The sequence below is a fragment of the Pelagicoccus mobilis genome, from assembly GCF_016595505.1.
Lineage (GTDB): Bacteria > Verrucomicrobiota > Verrucomicrobiia > Opitutales > Opitutaceae > Pelagicoccus > Pelagicoccus mobilis.
In genome coordinates this window covers 94,282-112,085 of record NZ_JAENIL010000024.1, presented here as the reverse complement: position 1 = coordinate 112,085, position 17,804 = coordinate 94,282, and the positions used below count along the sequence as shown (strand labels likewise).

General features: G+C 54.6%; 14 protein-coding genes. 3 read left to right on the top strand and 11 right to left on the bottom strand.

Translation table 11 applies throughout. The features are described from left to right. Positions 1-1,213: 1,213 nt before the first annotated feature. Positions 1,214-1,456: a hypothetical protein gene (locus JIN87_RS14005; protein ID WP_200356201.1), complete on the bottom strand. Its 243-nt coding sequence runs from the start codon at positions 1,454-1,456 to the stop codon at positions 1,214-1,216. A 1,016-nt stretch (positions 1,457-2,472) separates the two neighbouring features. On the opposite strand from JIN87_RS14005, the gene JIN87_RS14000 reads away from it, so the two are divergent. Further along, entirely contained in the window at positions 2,473-3,213 is a 741-nt protein-coding gene (locus JIN87_RS14000; RefSeq protein ID WP_200356200.1) for a DUF4019 domain-containing protein, read from the top strand. 10 nt (positions 3,214-3,223) lie between these two features. Here JIN87_RS14000 and JIN87_RS13995 read toward each other — a convergent pair whose 3' ends face one another. The 8 genes from JIN87_RS13995 to JIN87_RS13960 all read right to left on the bottom strand — a co-directional run bounded on the left by JIN87_RS13995 (position 3,224) and on the right by JIN87_RS13960 (position 9,626). Beyond that, complete coding sequence (locus JIN87_RS13995; protein WP_200356199.1) at positions 3,224-3,406, bottom strand: hypothetical protein; 183 nt, start codon at positions 3,404-3,406, stop codon at positions 3,224-3,226. 147 nt (positions 3,407-3,553) lie between these two features. Then, positions 3,554-4,708 (bottom strand): AAA family ATPase, encoded by a 1,155-nt coding sequence (locus JIN87_RS13990; RefSeq protein WP_200356198.1) that lies wholly within the window; start codon positions 4,706-4,708, stop codon positions 3,554-3,556. Continuing rightward, positions 4,705-5,568, bottom strand: a complete 864-nt coding sequence (locus tag JIN87_RS13985; RefSeq protein ID WP_200356197.1) for a hypothetical protein — start codon at positions 5,566-5,568, stop codon at positions 4,705-4,707. Before JIN87_RS13985 ends, JIN87_RS13990 begins: the two co-directional genes overlap by 4 nt. A 3-nt stretch (positions 5,569-5,571) precedes the next feature. Then, complete coding sequence (locus JIN87_RS13980) at positions 5,572-7,416, bottom strand: DNA polymerase (RefSeq protein WP_200356196.1); 1,845 nt, start codon at positions 7,414-7,416, stop codon at positions 5,572-5,574. Positions 7,417-7,423: 7 nt separating this feature from the next. Next, positions 7,424-7,651: a hypothetical protein gene (locus tag JIN87_RS13975; protein ID WP_200356195.1), complete on the bottom strand. Its 228-nt coding sequence runs from the start codon at positions 7,649-7,651 to the stop codon at positions 7,424-7,426. A gap of 156 nt (positions 7,652-7,807) precedes the next feature. Further along, positions 7,808-8,095: a hypothetical protein gene (locus tag JIN87_RS13970; protein ID WP_200356194.1), complete on the bottom strand. Its 288-nt coding sequence runs from the start codon at positions 8,093-8,095 to the stop codon at positions 7,808-7,810. Further along, the gene (locus JIN87_RS13965; RefSeq protein WP_200356193.1) at positions 8,088-8,900 is read right to left on the bottom strand and encodes a hypothetical protein; all 813 of its coding nucleotides are present in this window, start codon (positions 8,898-8,900) and stop codon (positions 8,088-8,090) included. The genes JIN87_RS13970 and JIN87_RS13965 overlap by 8 nt, the downstream gene beginning before the upstream one ends. Before the next feature lie 54 nt (positions 8,901-8,954). Continuing rightward, positions 8,955-9,626, bottom strand: a complete 672-nt coding sequence (locus tag JIN87_RS13960) for a hypothetical protein (RefSeq protein WP_200356192.1) — start codon at positions 9,624-9,626, stop codon at positions 8,955-8,957. A gap of 190 nt (positions 9,627-9,816) precedes the next feature. Between JIN87_RS13960 and JIN87_RS28805 the strand changes: the two genes are divergently transcribed. Further along, the gene (locus JIN87_RS28805) at positions 9,817-11,625 is read left to right on the top strand and encodes an InlB B-repeat-containing protein (protein WP_200356191.1); all 1,809 of its coding nucleotides are present in this window, start codon (positions 9,817-9,819) and stop codon (positions 11,623-11,625) included. A gap of 133 nt (positions 11,626-11,758) precedes the next feature. Here the strand turns inward: JIN87_RS28805 and JIN87_RS13950 are convergent, their stop codons facing one another. Then, a complete protein-coding gene (locus tag JIN87_RS13950; protein ID WP_200356190.1) occupies positions 11,759-12,922 on the bottom strand; it encodes a hypothetical protein in 1,164 nt (387 codons plus the stop codon). Continuing rightward, positions 12,922-14,133: a hypothetical protein gene (locus JIN87_RS13945; RefSeq protein ID WP_200356189.1), complete on the bottom strand. Its 1,212-nt coding sequence runs from the start codon at positions 14,131-14,133 to the stop codon at positions 12,922-12,924. Before JIN87_RS13945 ends, JIN87_RS13950 begins: the two co-directional genes overlap by 1 nt. Before the next feature lie 238 nt (positions 14,134-14,371). Between JIN87_RS13945 and hsdR the strand changes: the two genes are divergently transcribed. Further along, the gene (hsdR, locus tag JIN87_RS13940; protein WP_200356188.1) at positions 14,372-17,803 is read left to right on the top strand and encodes a type I restriction-modification system endonuclease; all 3,432 of its coding nucleotides are present in this window, start codon (positions 14,372-14,374) and stop codon (positions 17,801-17,803) included. Position 17,804 lies beyond the last annotated feature (1 nt).

Sequence of the window (17,804 nt, the reverse complement as noted above, 5' to 3'; positions counted from 1 at the left end):
CCTTATGCTTCATGTAGAAGCCGGCAGCAGCTGAGACGCCCATCGTCAAAAGGTCTGGAGAAATATCGAATGCCATAACACGAACCAATACTGGCCGTCGCAGGCGACTGTTCGAGGCAACAAGTTCACTGCCTTCAACCAAGTTTCACTGTCGGCGATTTATAACCCTTCGGGCTGCGTTACAGCACAGGTTTTCGAGGTGGCACGTACAACGCCAACGGCCCACAGCGCAGGGTTTTTGAAAGGCGTTTTTTCTGGGGACCGTTTTTGCAACCTGCCAAGCGGCGAGCGTTTTTGGAGGGCGGCGGAGCGAGGCGGTCAAGGTGGAGGCGAGCCTTGGCGAGCACTACCTTGAGGGGCGAACGATAGCGGCCAGACTGGGAAGCGACCGTGGAGAGGTGACCTCCTACAACGGGCGGCATTGCCGCTCGGAGACTGGCAGCGTAGCTGCGGGCGAATCGACGCACGAGGGGTGCGTAAGCGCCGACGGCGGCGGGCGAAGCGAGGCCGCCAAGAGCGCGGGGCCACCGCGCCAGAATGGGTGGCGGGGGGAAGGCCCCTGCTTTACTCCTGTAGGCAGGGGCCGTCTGGAACTGCCAAGCGATCGTGCCCAACAAGCGTATACCGAAAAGGCGAACAAGCGACGACTCACCAAGCACCCCGGGCGGGGGCGGGGTAGCCCGCACTAATCAGGACTGAGCAAAGCGAAGGACGTCTCTTTCGGCTCGGCTGCACTCGACTCCCCTTCCCAGCCGGGACCCGGGTGGCTAGGAACAGCTACAAGCGATAAGAGCCGAAAAGCTAAAACGCAACTGACGCTATGCGGCCAGACTATCGACAGAAGCCGCGAATGCTGGCGTTAGCCAGCGGAGCAACGGAGCCGCCCACTCCTGGATGCGTACAATACGACATTATGTACCATCTCGTGACTGAGTGCAGGCATACATGGCCAAGCGAAGGTGAGCAACGCGTGAACGAAATGGACATAATGTCAGGTTGTACGGGCGAAGCCGTACAGGAAGGATGCAGCTTCGTGTGACAGCTTTGCTGGCACTCAAGATGCAAGGGAGGTGTAGTTGCGTTACGGTGACAACCGATGAGCGGCGATGTTTTGGGGTTACTCGGATTGAGTGAGCTTTGCGAACGATGGGGGTAACTTCGAGCCCGCCGAGCAGTGGTAGCGGCAGCTATAGTCGTAGCTGAGGAACGAAGCTTAGACGGTTGCTGCTAGCTCTGCGAACGGGCGACCTCGGAGGGCGTTGAACTCAAGTTGGGCGAGCAGTCGGTGACGGTCTCGAGATCGCAGCGGAGTGCAGCGTTCCGACAACTGAGCTGGATGAGCTTGCGAAGTCTGCGAAGGCGGAGGATAGCGGAATGCAGCGAAGAGATCGAACCGGCAGCGTCTGCGGGTGGACGGGAGTTGGGTGGAGGTTGCCGCGACAGCGTCGACGACCAACGGGAGAACTCAAGATGACAGGCCCATTCTAAAGTTCAGACTTCGCAACCTCAGTATGCTGATTGTCCAGATTCGCGTCGCCGTTGACGCACTTTGAGGTACGTACGGCTAAAATGCCGAAGCCTTAGGGGGCATTTTGTAAGAGCATTCACGTACCCCTCACCGCAAGCTCAGATTGACACAGTCCGAAATTATATTAAAAAACACTAATAGGGTTTATTAGAATCGACCCTTCCTCCAACTCAAATCCTCCATGCGATGCTGCCAAAACACATACTATTGTTTACTGCAACCGTAGTCGCCATCACTAGCTGCATTAAAATCTACGGTGAAGAATTATTTGGGATACCTGAGATACCGCATGCCGGTTTAAGCGATATAGCAATTGCATCATTCAACCAAAGCGGCCCAGTAATTTACTACAACCCGAACATTGTAGCCAATACACCAAGGGCAGTGGTAGACTTTATTCGAGCGCATGAATATGGCCATCATAGGCTTAACCATGTTCAACAGCAGATGTTTCAACAAAATCCATATGCTAGAGTAGACCTAGCGAGAAAAGGGGAAATTGAAGCAGATCGTTGGGCAACAGACTACTGGATGAGCAGGGATCCGGAAGTAGTTTGGCAAACCATCCGCGCTTTTCGCGACCCTCGATACGGCAATCTTGGCAGCCTTACTCATCTCCCAACTGCTGCACGAGCAAACCTGATAGAAGCACACGCTCAGGGCATATCACGAGGAGGTGCACCAACTCGTAGGAGAGTGCCCTGCACCCACAAACTTCACCCCAACGGAGACATTTCTCCATGTGTCCACAGAGCACACTACCGAGGGGATATCATACCTTGTAGACACCCTGTGATGACAGCCTGGGGACCCCGACCAGCCCATCCAGCGGGGGATCTCGTGCCCTGTACCCATCTGGCTCATCCCCGAGGGGATATATCGCCCTGCACACACGTTGCCCATCCTAATGGTCATTGATTCAGCAATCTAGAAAATATATTTCGATGAGACTCAAAGGCAGCTCCAATACATCCACGGAACCATCCGGATGGGAAAGCAGGGCTATCTTTATATTCGGCATCGTCTTCCTATCAACTATTCTGACCCTAGCAACAGCATTCCCTGACCCCACACCATTTCAGTACACGACTTTTCGAATAGTTTTAGCCCTATCAGTTGCCGGTATAGCAGCGTTTGTACCAGGCTTTCTTCATCTCAAAATTGGCAATATAATAAAGGCAGGCGGGGCATTATCCGTTTTTTGCGTCGTATATTTCTTTAGCCCAGCAGGCTTAGTAGCTTCACCCGAGCCACCACCCCCTCCGCCAAAGGAGAATGCTAAATTAGCCATATCTTCTTGGTTGGATAAAATAGACAATGGCGATTATGCGGATGCGTGGGGAGAAATTTCATCAGAAGGAAAGAAACGGTTCTACAAAAATCTCTTCATTGAAACTTTTGAGAACCAAAGAACACCACTGGGTATAGCTGTAGAGCGTGACATCTATGGACTCTCTCAAATAAACCAGCTCCCAGATGGGACCATAGGAAACTTTGCGATATACACCTACCGTACTTTGTTCAAAAACGTAGAAAATCATCTACTCGAACAAGTGACAGTTGTTGTTGAAGAAAACGAGTGGCGAGTTCTTTTTCATATGTTTTATCCAGATCCTACCACTAATTCATTTGGTCAAATTGAAGCAATGAAAGAGGTGCTTGAATCGCACGAATCAAACCACTAAAAACACTAGATTAGATCAACCTCCGCCATCTTGGATTTTCAGCCAACCAATCGACGGCGTCCTTCAAGGTCGTTCGGTTGCCTGGCATTGGGAAACCGGCTTTTCGCATGAGATAGACGTAATTGGGATGGCGGTTGAGTTGCCAGGCTAGTTCTTTGACGGAGAGCAATTGCTCCCTTTTTGCCGTATTCATTTTCTGGGTCTTTCTAAATTTTAGGCGGCCAGGCACCGACACCGACACCCCTATATAGGGGGTGTGTCGGTGCGTCGGTCTGACAGGGCTTTACGAAGTGTCGGTCCGACGTGTCGGCGGGTGTGTCGGTGGCCTAGCCGTATGTTCTTACTCTTCTGTGACTTGGGCTAAGACGTCCTTCCCTTTTTTGGTGAGGAAGTAGCCCTTCTTTCCGAAGCGAAAATATCCTTCGCTCTTTGCTTTGGCCAAGATTCGTTCCAACGAACGCTTCGAACCGGCTTCCGATCCACCTAGTTTCTGATGGATCTTTCGGACGTTTGAAGCTCCGGATTGGATGGCTTGCAGGGCTTCGGCGATGGTGAAGTTCGTCTGGTTTCGCTTCCCTTCAACATCTGCCTTCCAAGCTTGGAGATCGAAGGCGGCATCTATTCCGTAGAGCATGGTGGTGTCATCAAGTTTGAGGCCTACGGGGTCGAAGGGCTTGGCGTCGTTGCTCTTTCCGCAACTGAAGATGATGCGGGAGGCGTCGTCGGGATCTGCGGGGGCAATGTTGATCTGGGATCGGGCTCCTGAGTAGAGAGCTTTGGACCCGAGGGCGTAGTTTCCTTTGTCCCAACCGACTGCTTGGGCGATGTTCGCCCTACCTGTTCTGCCATGGTGAACAATGACAATGGATGTGCGGGGATTGAAGCGACGGCATACTTTCGTGATCTCTCGGAGGGTGTGGCGAACGTCGGCGTCCTTGTTGATGTCGCCCACGTGGACCTCTCCGTAGGGATCGATGTAGACGACATCGGGATTAACGATCTCAAATGTATCCACCCATTTCTTACGGATATCGTCTGAACCGAGATGAATGAAGGCGTCATCCATCTCCTGCACGACATGGAAGAACATGTGGGCATCTACCTGCTCCCGCTGTTCCGGGGAGAGCGACTGAGTCATCTTCTGATACTCGGACTTTTGGCGGTAGATGCTGTTCTCGGTGCCAATGAGGAGGTGCTTGAGTGGCTCGGGGTGCGTCTTGAGTCCCGCCATGCTCCATCCGAGGATTTGAGAGAGGGCAATCTGCATAGTGACGCGACTCTTACCGGTACCTCCCTGCCCTATGATCGTAGTCAGCTGACCGAGGGAGATAACTCCATCTCCGAGGATATCTATCTTCTCGGGGATGGGAACGGAGCGGAGTTTGGATCCATTGAGGACGGTGAAGGGCTTGGGAGATGGGTGTAGTTGGTTCTCGGCGACGTGGAAGTCGGGATCCTCTATCTCCTTCCAGATTTCTATTAGGTCTGTGGTCATGGGTGGCGGGGTGTGATGGGGTTGAAGTATAGGATGTCCTGCGTCTTACCGTTATCTCGGCGTCCTCCTGGCATACGTACTAGCTTGGAGGCGTCCCAGAGTGAGGCATCGGATCCTAGATGGACTGAGTGACGGAAGAATCTGAGTTTGGACGGTTCATCAAGGGTGCGAACATCATACCAACCGTGCAGGGACTTACCTCCCGAGTATACCACCATGACGAGGGGCGTGTATTCGGAGTGTAGTGACGAGAGGATAGCTGCCTGTTCCTTCAATGTGCCCCTATCGAACTCTACAACCTGATATACCTTGGATCTGGTGGCATTATCTAAGCATCGGGAGGAGTGGTGTCCTGATTGTGTGGTGCCTGTCTCACTGCTCATGGCATTGGGAACCAAGAACTGCATAGCAGCCTCGGTGCCTCGCCATGCTTCCCGGCGTTGGGTGACGGCGCTCTTGGTATCAAGAGCTAGACACAACAAGGCGTTTTCGGAGAAAAGGAGGTCTATGACCTCGCTGGCAGGCAACTGAGTGCCTTCGCTTCCAAAGAGTATCGGGTGGTCGATGCGACGGTCCCAGGCGTCTTGGCTGAACTCGGGCCAAGGCGGGAGGCGATCCTCCTCGGCCGGTGCCGTGCGATCGTAGAAAGCTCGAGCAATAGCTCGGTCGATCTCTGGAGTGAAGTCGCGGTCGTTCCATTGAGAAGCTACGCTTAGTAGGAAGGAGCGTATCTTTTCGCGTGAAGCGACGTTCTTCGCTCGCTTGGCGACTGTGTAGAGCCAGACGTTTCGTTGCCCGGGCTCGGGTGGATTCTTGAGGGAGTCCTCAAGGGCTTTGGTTGTATTCTTTAAGATGGCCATTGGTTATTTGGTGTAGGCTTGTGCCTCGATGCCTTCTGCCGCGACTGGCAGACCAGGCATCCAAGCTGGGGTTTGGGCTAAGAGTTCGGTGACGGTTTCGACGGTGATCTCGGAGTCTTCGGGGACTTCGCAGATGACTTCGTCGTGGACCGTCCAGAGGATGCGGATACCCGCTTTGTGGATACGCAGGAGACCTTCGGCGAAGACGTCTCTTGCAGTGCCTTGTACGAGGTTTTCGGTGAGTTTGCCGCCATACCAATGAAGACGTCGCCCTCCCCGTTCGGTCGCGGCTGTGAGTCCATCGTCTTCGCGGACGTCGAAATAGCGGATGGTCCGCAAGCTCGGCAGGTACATGAAGTAAGTGCTTTCGAGATGGTACCGCATGGAGTCTTCCACGGCTTGCCAAAGACTGACGATCTTCGGGTTCGCTTTACGGAAGTCGTCGACGGTGCGTTTCGCGTCACCGATAGACATATCGAGTCCGTATCCCTTCGCCAAGGACTGGAAGGTCTTACAACCGGCTCCGTAGCCGAGCCCGATCACGCGACACTTGGCGAGGAGGTAGAGGTTCGGATTCTTGGTTTTGAGATCGCCTCCATTCCAGCCCATAGACGTTTCCGCATGGGCTTGGTAGATTGGGAGGCCGTTTCGGATCTTGTCGAGCAGCTCGTAGTCGCCGGCGATCCAAGCGAGGACGCGGGGCTCTATCTGGGAGAGGTCGGCGATAATCAGCTTGTGACCTGGTCGAGCGACAAGGCACTTGCGGGGATCGACCCCGTAGTAGGCTTCACGATTGAAGTTCTGGAAGTTGAGACCGGCGTCACCTGCCCAGCGTCCGGTTGCGATGGCTCCGAAGTACTTGAGGCCGAATGGAAGGCTTCCGTCTCGGCGACAGCGGCTTTGCATGGTTTCGAGGACCTTAAGCATGCGGTTGGCTTTCCGCCACTCGCTCATGTGCTTGAGCCATGGATACCGTTCTCCATAGCGCTCGATCCATTCTTGGGTTTGAGGGTCGTCTTCGCTGGTTGAGTTCGGAATCGGGATGCGTGCTTGCTGGCAAGCCTCGGCGAATGCCTTGGGACTGCTCGGTTTGAGACGTGGGAACCAAGGGAGGTTCGTCGCTTCGTCGTCGCGGACTTGGGTGAGCGTCTCGATGCCTTCCCGGATTCGCTTCTGGTCGAGTTGGACGCCGTACTCGCCTTGCTCGATGGTGAGCTGCGAAAGGAGGCGTTCCTTCTTCGGCCATTTGTCGCAATGCGAGATCCAGAGTTCGCAAGCGAGTCGAGCATCGTCGAGGGCGTAGTCGAGCACTGCCTTGTCGTGGCAGAGCAGACCGCCTTGCATGCCTTTCATCGCGTCACGGATGGCCTTGTTCGGCTTTTCGCCGAGGAGCTTTTCTGCGGCTCCTGCGAGGTTACGTGGGGCTTGCAGATAGACAGCCAAAGCGGCGGAGTCGTGCCACTCGCGAGGCATTATATGGGCCGGAACGATTCCGAGCTCTTTCATTCGGAAGAAGACGGCACGGTCGAAGCGGGCGTTATGCGAGATCCAGACGCAGTCGTTGAACTCTTCCCAGGGACATTCGCTCGGATGACCGACGAAGTTGCCATGTGGTCCCCAGAAGGACGCGAGGTAGCAATCGAAGCGAGGATCGGCGACGTAGGCATCTACGCCGAGGGAGCGGACATCGTATCCTTTCGAGTAATACGTTTCGGTATCGAAGCCGTAGACGCGGCGTTGTGCCGCGGTGGTGCGGGAGCCGCCGTTGGCCCCGGCCAGAAGGCCTAAGCTCATCTGGTCGGGGTCGGTGGGTTCCGGCTTGGCGTTAGGTGGACTTAGACAAACCATGATCGTGCTAGCGGCGGCGTGGGTTGACGGTGCAGTTCTCGCTGAGGGCTTGCCTCACCTCGTCGACGTCGAAGCGGACCAGGTGGCCGATCTTGACGTATGGGATCTTGCGTTGGGCCTGCATCTGGCGGACCCAGCGAACAGAGGGGCGAGAGGACTTGTCGAATAGGACTTCGAGCAGTCCGTTTGCATCAACTAGTTTGGGTTTAGATTCGGTAGATAAACTGTTTTCCATTTAGATTTTCGGTTTTGTGCACACGTGGGTGCGTTGGATTGCGTAATTGGTTTTTGAAAAGGAGGCCCGCCCGACTGTGGACGGGCCATGGTTGGAGGGTGGAACTAGAGCTTCGATCCGCCTTCGCCCTTCCGGGCTACGGCGTGACAAGGAGGTCTAGAGTTTTGATAGGTCGTCCGAGTGGACGAGTATCCAGAATCCCTTACGGTTTTTCTCTGCTAAACAGACGACAGCAGTTTTCTCCTCCTTGTCTGCGAGTTGCTTGGTTTCGTCCCAGAGCGTGACGGCGGAGTGCTTCTGACGTTGCTTGCACTCGATGAAGAGATCGGGGTGCAGCGTGTCGGAACGGGTCACCTTGGAGTTGCCTCCAGAGAGAGCGTTACGTTCCGTGTTGAAGAAGGTGGCAACGCGTCTCTCGAGGGCTTTCCAAGCCTTGTCAGGCACTCTTAGACTCCTTCCGTGGGTCGAAGCCTTTGATGTGTCGCCACATCTTACAGGCGTTTTTGAATACGTCGTACTCTTCGATCAGAAGCTCGGGAGTGTAGGAGCAGACTTCAAGGCGTCCGGGCTCCGTGGTGGAGATATAGACGTTGGCTCCGTAGACATTCGGGAGATTCTCCTCGCCCCAGTAGGTCGCGGCGTAGGCTGCGATCTGCATGGCTTGGCCGTCGTATGGATACACGGGCTGGCCGGGAGTGGTCTTGCGAGTCTTGAAGTCAATGACGCCAATTCCGCTCGCCCCGTAGCGACACGCTACATCCATTGTTCCCGCGAATCCTTCCTTGTGATTTACAAGCGTCTTCTCGCGTTCAACGAACTCGATTTGCTTCTCCTGTTTCCAGTCAAGGACGGGCTGAGTGTAGACTTGGAGGTCGTCAGCGATGGGTACGCCTTCGAAGTGTTTTTCGAGAGCATCGTGGATACGGGATCCGAGTTCCGCGGCTTCGCCAACTTGAGCAAAGGCTTCCTCGATGATGCGATCCGCGAAGTACTCGTCACTTTCGTTCTTCGTACGGTCGAGTCGCATGGAAGCGAGGGCGACTTGCCGCATCTTCCAGCGGTCGAGTTGAGGCTTGGCGAAAATTCCGAGGATGGAAGTAACGCTTGGATACAAACGCAGACGGCGAGCGTCGCGGATCGTGGTGGGACGGAGCCCGTCACCGCTCGCTCGTGGCAAGCGATGACAGGGGCTACCGTCTTCTTTGTACCAGTGGGAGGAAGAGCCACTGTCTTTTTTGAGAACTGCCATTTCTAGGTTGTCGCGTTCTAGGTTATGGGTGCTAGGACTTGCGGGAGGCGTGGCCTAGAATGGGCAGTTGTTGCCATTGGGATCGGTGGATGGACCCCAGGAGCCGACTCCGCCTTGTTGGGGAACTTGCGGTTGCACTGGCTGAGGAGCAGCTCGGGTGGGAGCTGGTGCCTGCTGTGGGAACGGTACCGGAGCATTGGCCGGGATGTGGGCCGCAGGTACGTTCGCCGGTTGTGATTGAGGTGCGGATACGGGAGCTTGTTGAGCTTGCTCCGCAGGGAAGGACTCAAGCGGGAGCACTTGGTTCTTCAGCTGCTCGATTACTGGAGCGATGCGGTTGAGGCTAGCGAAGGTGCGAGTACCGTCGCGGCTTTGCTTGTGGGCAACAGTGATCATTGCCCCCTGCCCTTTCAGTTCGCAGTAGTCCCAACCGTAGGCAGGTGGCTGACCGAGCCATGCAGTGAGGAACTTGAAGAGGTTGCTCTTGGGAGAGCCGCTGATGCGGAACTCGTAGGATTGAACCTTGTAGACGTTACCGTCCTGGCCCTTCAGACCGAAGAGGAAACGAGTCACGTCGAGCTTCTCGTTCTCGTTAGGATTCTCGAACTTCGGGCGTTCGACCCCGAATTGATCGAGGACGTCGAGACAGGTCGCGACGAAGGTTCCAGCCGGTGCAAGCTCGCCTACTTCGAAGGTGCTAGCGGAGGGTTGTGCAAGTTTTGCCATAATGATTTTCGATTCATTAGGCAGCCCCTCCTTTACTAGGACACCGCGTCTTTGTTTCTCGGAGGAGCTGCTAACACCCCCTAGGCGCGACTTTCGGCGTCACATCTGTGACATCAGGTGTCACGGATGACGAAACCATCAAAAAAAATAGATACGTGATACGACGTAAATCCTGCCTCCACCAACCGAAGTGCCCAAGTTTCGGATTGGAATTCCTCAAGGAAATGGTATTAAAGAACCGGAGGGACTCATGTGGTTTACAAGCTCCATAACCAAGCTCATATTAGCCTTTGCAGCACTCAACTTCGGCATCACTAATCTACCGGGAAAGCTCTTCGAAGTCTCTACGGTTGTCGGTTTCAGAGAGGCCCTATTAGAAGCATCAAGCAACGCTGAGGCAAATTCGATACACTTAACCGCCGGCACATACTCGACTCAAGAAGATGGCCTTGGTTCGTTCGTCTATATCTCATCTACAGGCCACAAGCTTTCCATTTATGGAGAGAGCCACGAATCAACAATCATCGACGGCGACAACAAGGACACAGTGCTGAAGCTCTCCCAATCCCAGGTTCACCTTGAGAACATCTCAGTAACCAATGGATACACCACGGGTTCAGGAGGTGGGGTAAAAGCGACTTCCGCCTACCTTACAATTTCCGAAGTACGGGTGAGTGATTGCCACGCTGAAAATGGCGGAGGCGGAATTTTCGCGAATGGCGGGATAAGTGCCTCTAGATCCACGTTCTATTCAAACAATGCGAACGGATCAACAAGTCACTTTGATAGCGGAGGGGCTGTTTCAGCGAGCCACGACGCATCTTTCATTAACTGCCTTTTCGAGGGCAATAAATCCCCCGGTGGTAGCCCTACTAGGAATGGTGGTGCCGCGATTTATGTCGAACTCGGTACGCTCTCTTCTTGGGTACAACAATGTATCTTTGTGAGAAACACTGAATCCGCGTATACGGCGGATGTATCCGTTCATCGAGGCCAGACAAACGTTTACAACTCCCTATTCATCAATGGAACAACAGCCCTAGGTTCAAGCGAAGCAAATCTGACAGTTTGGAATTCCATCTTCACTGGTGGCTACAATAAACTAGTGAGCGGTGGAGACTCCACGAGCATCTCGCTCTACAACTGCTTCATCCCATCGTCTCATAGTTTTCCTGACAACATAACCTACCTGCTAATCGACTGCCTGATTAGCGACCAATCCCCACTATTTGTGGATATGGAAAATAGAGACTATCGACTACAAGAGAGCTCCCCACTCAAAGACCGTGGTCGGTCTACAAACACAAACGAAGAGCCTATCCTACAAGAACAGGATTACGCTGGATTGACTCGCAGTTTTGGAACGGCTTCCGACATCGGCCCTTTCGAGTATTGGCCAAACAACACCTACAACGTCACAATCTCACCCTCACCAATAGCGGGAGGGATTGTAGCGGGAGGGGAAACACTAGCAGCTCAAGGAGCTACGGTAAGCATCAAGGCGACACCAGCTCCTGGATACAGATTCATCTCATGGAACGAGCCATATCAAAGCTTCGATTCTACTTTCGAACTAGTCCTAAACTCAAACGTCTCACTAGTTGCACACTTCGAACGAGACCTAAGCGATGAAGACCAAGACGGATTAACCGCATATGATGAACTAGCCATTGTTGGCACGGATCCACTAAAGGCCGATACTGATGCCGATGGAATAGATGACAAAACAGAATTCGATAATGGACTAGATCCAACGCACAATGATTCACAGGCGTTCGAGTCAATAATTGCAACCCCATCAGTCCTTGGACTCTTCAGCTCTCAGGAAGCAACATATCTCAAGATCAACGGGCAATTCGAAGAGATTGAACAAAAACCAGTATACATGCTTTCCATCTCAAAGAGCAGTGATTTGGAAACTTGGATTGTGATTGGCTCAATCGAGTTAAATGCATCCCCTAGCTACGAACCCATCTTTTTTAAATACAAGTTGGAGTGAGACGCCCCGCAGCCAACAAGCGCTCGACGGGATTATTGCCTATCCAAAGTAGCCACATGTCGATCCAATCGACATGAAAACAAGACTTGTCGATATTTTCCGGTTTTTTCGACATGAGGAAACCGACAGGCCTTCAGCCAACCTCCCATACTTCCCCCGAATCAGGCGTATAGGTGCAAGTGTACCCAGTCTTCAATCGAGTTTCGATGTGCGAGCGACCAATTGGTAGCGAGGCGAGCATACGTTTGAAGGCTCGTTGCACCGATTGGCGGGCCTTCTCCTTCTCCCCTTGCAAACGACTTCTTCCGCCTGCTCCGGAAACTTCGGCGAGATGCTTCAGAATCGAGTCCTTCTCCTCTTCTAGGCGTTCGATTTCGTCCTCGCGATCGAAGGCGATGGCTTCTTCCAGGTCTTCGTCGATGTCGAGCAAACGCTCTTTGTAACGGCGAAGAGAAGCAGTGTCGGTTGTTTCCAAGTCGGACACTTCAAAGGATTCACTAGCGGCATCGGGATTGGCCAACGCGAACGCAGAGAACTCTTCTGAAGGCTTTGCGAGCAGCTTGGCCAGAAAACGGATACCCTTCGAGTCTCCAACGGTTGCCTCCTCCCCATCGAAGACTAAACGCCATGTGGCACCCTCGCAAATCAAGGCATGCTGAGGCTTTGATGGCTCGATGCCTAGTGACAGTGGCCAGTTGATTTCAAAGCTGGTCGTATCGAAGTCCGTGATGAAGAGATTCGAGGCTTCGAGCAGCTCTTCAGTTGCGGAATCGAGATCCGGATAAACGGGAAAGACTACTACGCGAGCGGATCGGCTTCGTTCCCTAGCAAGGGCCCTCAGTCGCAACTCAAGCGAATCGAGAAAACTACTGCCTATCGAGAGATAAACGCGAAGCGTATCCTTCGATGAAATACGCTTGTCTCCCAAACGAACAAACTTCTCAGACTCCTGAAGTCCTTTGCCAACGATGGCATTTGAAGCCCGCAAGGAATCGGCAAACTTCGACGGAGAGAAGCAATACTGCCGTACATCGTCTTCGCTCAAGACTTCGAAGCCGTTTGGTTCGTCGGAGTCTTCGACGCCGAAGAGATTCCCTCTTACCTGGCGAACGATCATCCAGCGGTTCTTCTCGTCCAAATAGCTCTCAGGGATTGGCGTCTCTTCGAGGAGGCCGTTTTGAATCAGTGGTTCCCAGAGATCGGGTTCGTAACGTTGCAGCTCTCGAAAGCGAAACAAGGGCTCGCGAAGGTTGCTAACTCTACGCCAGAGAAAGGAATTGTCGTCTGAAACTTTCACTACGCAGACAAGAGCCCCCAGCGTCGAAGATAACGAAAGACCTCCATGGATCGCGTCGAGCGATTGAAGGAGATCTTGTTGGTATCGGAAAGCGTAACCGTTTTTCCACGACGGCACTCGGGAAACACGATTTTAATCTTGGCTGAAGCCAAGCGAGCATCGCCGAGCGATGGCCGAAGGTTTAACCTCTCCAGAGTCTGGAAAACGTCCTTAGAATTGAAATCAACCCGATGGGCTTCCTTGCCGTCAAACTGGCAACGTACGTCGGTGAGGGATGCATAATGGCCAGACTCCAAATCAAAGGCGAAAGCCGGATCTTTCAGCCGATCCAAGTTGATGAGGGTCTCCGCTTCCTCGGAATCAAAGAATTCGGGATCATCCAAGAACACCTTACCAAACGTGGTTCGCAGAATTGAGGTGTCCCTCTTTGTCGTGGATTCGATCTCGATTTTTCCAAAACGAGGGAAGTAGGCGATGAAATCCTGCTTCACTGGCCGGAAGATGAGAGGCTGAATGTCGATGGTCTCGTCATTCTCCTTCATCTCCAGTACCGCTTGAATCCGTTCTTCGTGGTACACGATGAAGTTCTGAACATCTCCATCCGTGAAACGCTTCACAAGAACCTTCTCCGTGCCTTTCCGAACGGCGAAAGCCTTTCTCAATGCCTTCTCGAATCTCTCCGAGTTGGCATCAATCTCTCCCAGTTCCCAAGCTTTCTTTCCGCGAAACATCGTAAACTTATCCACCCGCGAAACAGTCAAAGTATCATAGGCCACCTCGAACACCTCCGGAAACTCCGACAACACTCGCAACGCCAAGACCTCCACGTGCAGCGAGTGCACGCCTGGAATCTCCACCCCGCACTGTTCAAGGGCATCCATTAGAATCTCATGCCCCTGCTTCGTCGACAGGTCGTAGGCACGGTAGATACCTTCAAGCATCCCCTTGTATGCCACTTCTCCCCTTTTCCTGGTTCTAGTCTCCGCCTCTTGTGCTCGATGTTTCGCTTCGCTCAAGTGTCGTCGCTTCGCTCCTCGATTCCCCGCCGAAGACCGAAGCCATTCCTTGAAGGTCTCCACCGTGAGCATCTCCGGAAAGCCGTCGAGGCCCTCCTTCCATTGGTCGCAATAGCGTCGAAGAACGCCTTCGAAACACTTAAACTTATCGAGAAACCTATCGGCGTTAAACTTACGTCGAGGGGATTTGGGCATAGGGATTCCTTATCTTTGGGAGTTGTGATTACGGGTTAATCGATCCGGCAACAGCTGACCGAACCGAAGAGGAAAAGGACACTACACCAGAGCCTAGGACATTCCCTGTCCGATGCATTTTGATAGATTAGATTTTCTACAGACCAAAGAAATCCCGCTTAAGTAAATACCTTTAGCTCGCCAATCCTACAAACTTCCCCAATTTGTAAAACTCTTCCCAGAAACCATCCCCCCTTGTATGTCCGTTCCACCTCCTACAGTTAATTTCCAATTCCTCCGGAAGTCTGAGCCTCACTTGCTCAAACTCGCTTCTGGAGCGGAATCTTACTGTTTCGTAGAGCCGGACCTCTCCCTCACCCGCTCCAGGCAATTCGCCGAAGCGATCGCAGCGCTCATCCTCCAATCCTCCTCCCAACACCGCGAAGAGATCCCCGACCTTCTCAAGTCGATCAACGCTCTCCGCGACGAAGGCTACCTCAGCCGCGAGCTATGCGACGCCTTCCACACCATCCGGAAACTCGGTAACAAAGCGGTTCACACGGGCAGCGCAAAAGAGTCCTCAGCTCTCCACGCTCTCAAGCTGACTCGGGCAATAGCCGTCTGGTACCACCGACTTTCCAAACCCAATTTCAAGCCCGGCGCCTTCATTCCTCCACCTCCTCCCGAGGATCCAACCGAGGAACTCGCCAACGAACTCGCTGAGCTCCGTGAAAAATTCGCTGAAGAGCACAAAGCCCTCGAGCAAGCCGAAGCGCAAATCGGCTCCCTAGAAGCCGCACGCGAAGCAGCTTTAGAGGAGGCCCGCAAAGCCTACGAGGAACAAGCCGCCGCCCTAGACCTCGCAGCCGAAACCGAGGAAAAGCTCCTCGCCGCCCAAGAAGCCTTCCTTTCCGAGGAAGCAAAAAAGCCCGCCCCTACCAAGAAGGAAGCCGAGGAGACAAAGTCCGCGGCCAACCAAGCCTCATCCCAATTCCTCTCCGACCTCGACGAAGCCGAAACACGCGAAATCATCGACGCGAAACTTCGCGAAGCAGGCTGGGAGGCCGACACGGTCAACATCCGCTACGCTCGTGGCACCCGCCCCGAAAAGGGCGTCAACAAGGCCATCGCCGAGTGGCCCACCACATCCGGCCCCGTCGACTACGCTCTATTCGTCGGTCTTCAGCTTATAGCAGTCGCAGAAGCCAAGAAATTTGAATACGACCTTCCGCCCGTCTTAGGCCAGGCCAGACGCTACGCAAAAGACATCGACTCCAAAGGCTTCGCCCTCCCCGAAGGAAGTCCATGGTTTGAATACAAGGTCCCCTTTGCCTTCGCCTCGAACGGACGCCCCTACCTCAAACAGATCGAAGAGAAGAGCGGCATCTACTTCCAAGACCTTCGCGACGAAACCTTCTCCCCCTGCGCTATAGACGGCTGGCGTAGTCCCGAAGGCCTAGTAGCCGACCTCAAGCAAGACATTGCCGAAGCCAACGAAGACCTCTCAAACTCACCCGTCGACGATCTCCCCGGACTCCGCGACTACCAGATCGAAGCCATTTCGGAGATCGAGAAATGCATCGCCCGCGGTCAACGAGAACTCCTCCTCGCCATGGCCACCGGAACCGGTAAGACACGCACTGCCGTTTCTCTCATCTACCGCCTCATTCGCTACAAACGCTTTCGCCGCATCCTCTTTCTTGTCGACCGCGAAAAGCTTGGCGAACAAGCCCACGACGACGGCTTCGCCAACATCAAGCTGGAGTCTCTCCAAACGTTCACCGACATGTACAACGTGGCCGAGCTCGGGGACCGCACCATCGAGCCCGAGACCAAGGTCCACATCGCCACCGTCCAGAGCATGGTGCAGCGCGTCACCCACCTCAGCGACGACCCGCCTCCCCCTGTCGATCAATACGACTGTATCATCATCGATGAATGCCATCGTGGATACAACCTCGACCGCGAGATGGACGAGCATGAAATGGCGTTCCGCTCGGAAGCCGATTTCATCTCCAAATACCGCCGCGTCATCGAGCACTTCCACGCCGTCAAGATCGGCCTCACCGCGACACCCGCCGCCCACACCACCGACATTTTTGGACGCCCCGTCTACACCTACTCCTATCGCGAAGCGGTCACCGACGGCCACCTCTGCGACCACGAGCCGCCCTACCGCTTCACCACCGCCCTCGCCAAGCACGGCATCAAATGGCGAAGGGGCGAAAAGATCCAGTTCTACGACCCCAAGACCGGAGAGATGGACCTCGTCACCGCCCCCGACGAAGTCCTCAAAGGCGTCGATGAGTTCAACAAGCAAGTCATCACCAGACCGTTCAACACGACCATCTGCGAGGAAATCGCTAGCCCTGAATACTTCGACCCGAGCGAGCCTGGCAAAACCCTCGTCTTCTGCGCCACCGATTCCCACGCAGACATTTTTGTCACCGAGCTCAAGAAAGCGATTCGCAAGCAATACGGCCCGCAGCCCGACAACCTTGTAGCCAAGATCACCGGCACCGCAGTCGCAGGGGACTCCACCGTCTACAAACGCTTCAAAAACGAGGTGTATCCAAAAATTGCGGTCACCGTAGACTTGCTCACCACTGGCGTCGATATCCCCGCCATCACCCGCCTCGTTTTCGTCCGCCGCGTCAAGAGCCGCATCCTTTACGAGCAGATGCTCGGCCGCGCAACCCGCCAATGCCGCGACCTCTTCGGCGAGGGCGAGCACAAGCAGTCCTTTGAAATCTTCGACGCAGTCGATATCTACGACGCCTTGGAAGACTTCAGCACGATGCGTCCCGTCGTCCAGCGTCCCAAGGCATCCATCCCGCAAATTGTCGGCTGGATGGACGAAGCCCTCGCTGCCGAAAACGCCACTTCAGCCGAAGCCTTCCACCGCGAGCTTGTCGTACGCATCCGCCGCCTCGGTTCGCGACTCGCTGGCCGCAACGAAGAGCTAGAGTCCCGCTTCCCTCCCTACAATGCGGATACCCTCACCTCCGCCATTGCCACTTCCCCCTCTGCCGCGAGCGCCATCTTCGACAAGCGCGAGGACCTCGCCGACTGGCTAGCCAAAGTCGCAAAGAAAGGCCCTCGCCCACCCCTCATGGTCTCCGAGCACACCGACGAGATCCTAAGCGTCGAGCGAGGCTACGGAGACGGACGCGAAAAGCCCGCCGACTACCTCGATCGCTTCAACCACTGGATCGACGAACACAAGACCACCAACGAAGCCCTACGCCTCGTCCTCACCGCTCCCGCCAGCCTCGACCGCAAAGCCCTCAAGCAGCTCCTCCTCGCCCTCGCCGACGAAGGCTTCAGCGAGACCCAGCTCCGCCCCGCCTGGCGCGAGGTCAAGCACCAGGACTGCGCCGCCACCCTCATCGGCTACATCCGCTCCCAAGCCCTCGGCTCCCCGCTCATCCCCTTCGAGGAGCGCGTCGAGCGGGCCGCCCAGCAGCTCCGCTCCTCTACCGAATTCCAGTGGACGCAAAATCAGAGACGTTGGCTTGATCGCATCGTCAATCAGATCAAGAAACAGACCCTCGTCGACCGAGACAGTCTCCAGTCTGGCGCTTTCGCCTCCGCTGGCGGCTTCAACGTCATCAACAAATCCTTTTCCGGCAAACTCGACCGACTCCTCTCAGACCTGCACTCCGCGATCTGGAGCGACGACGTCGCCTAGC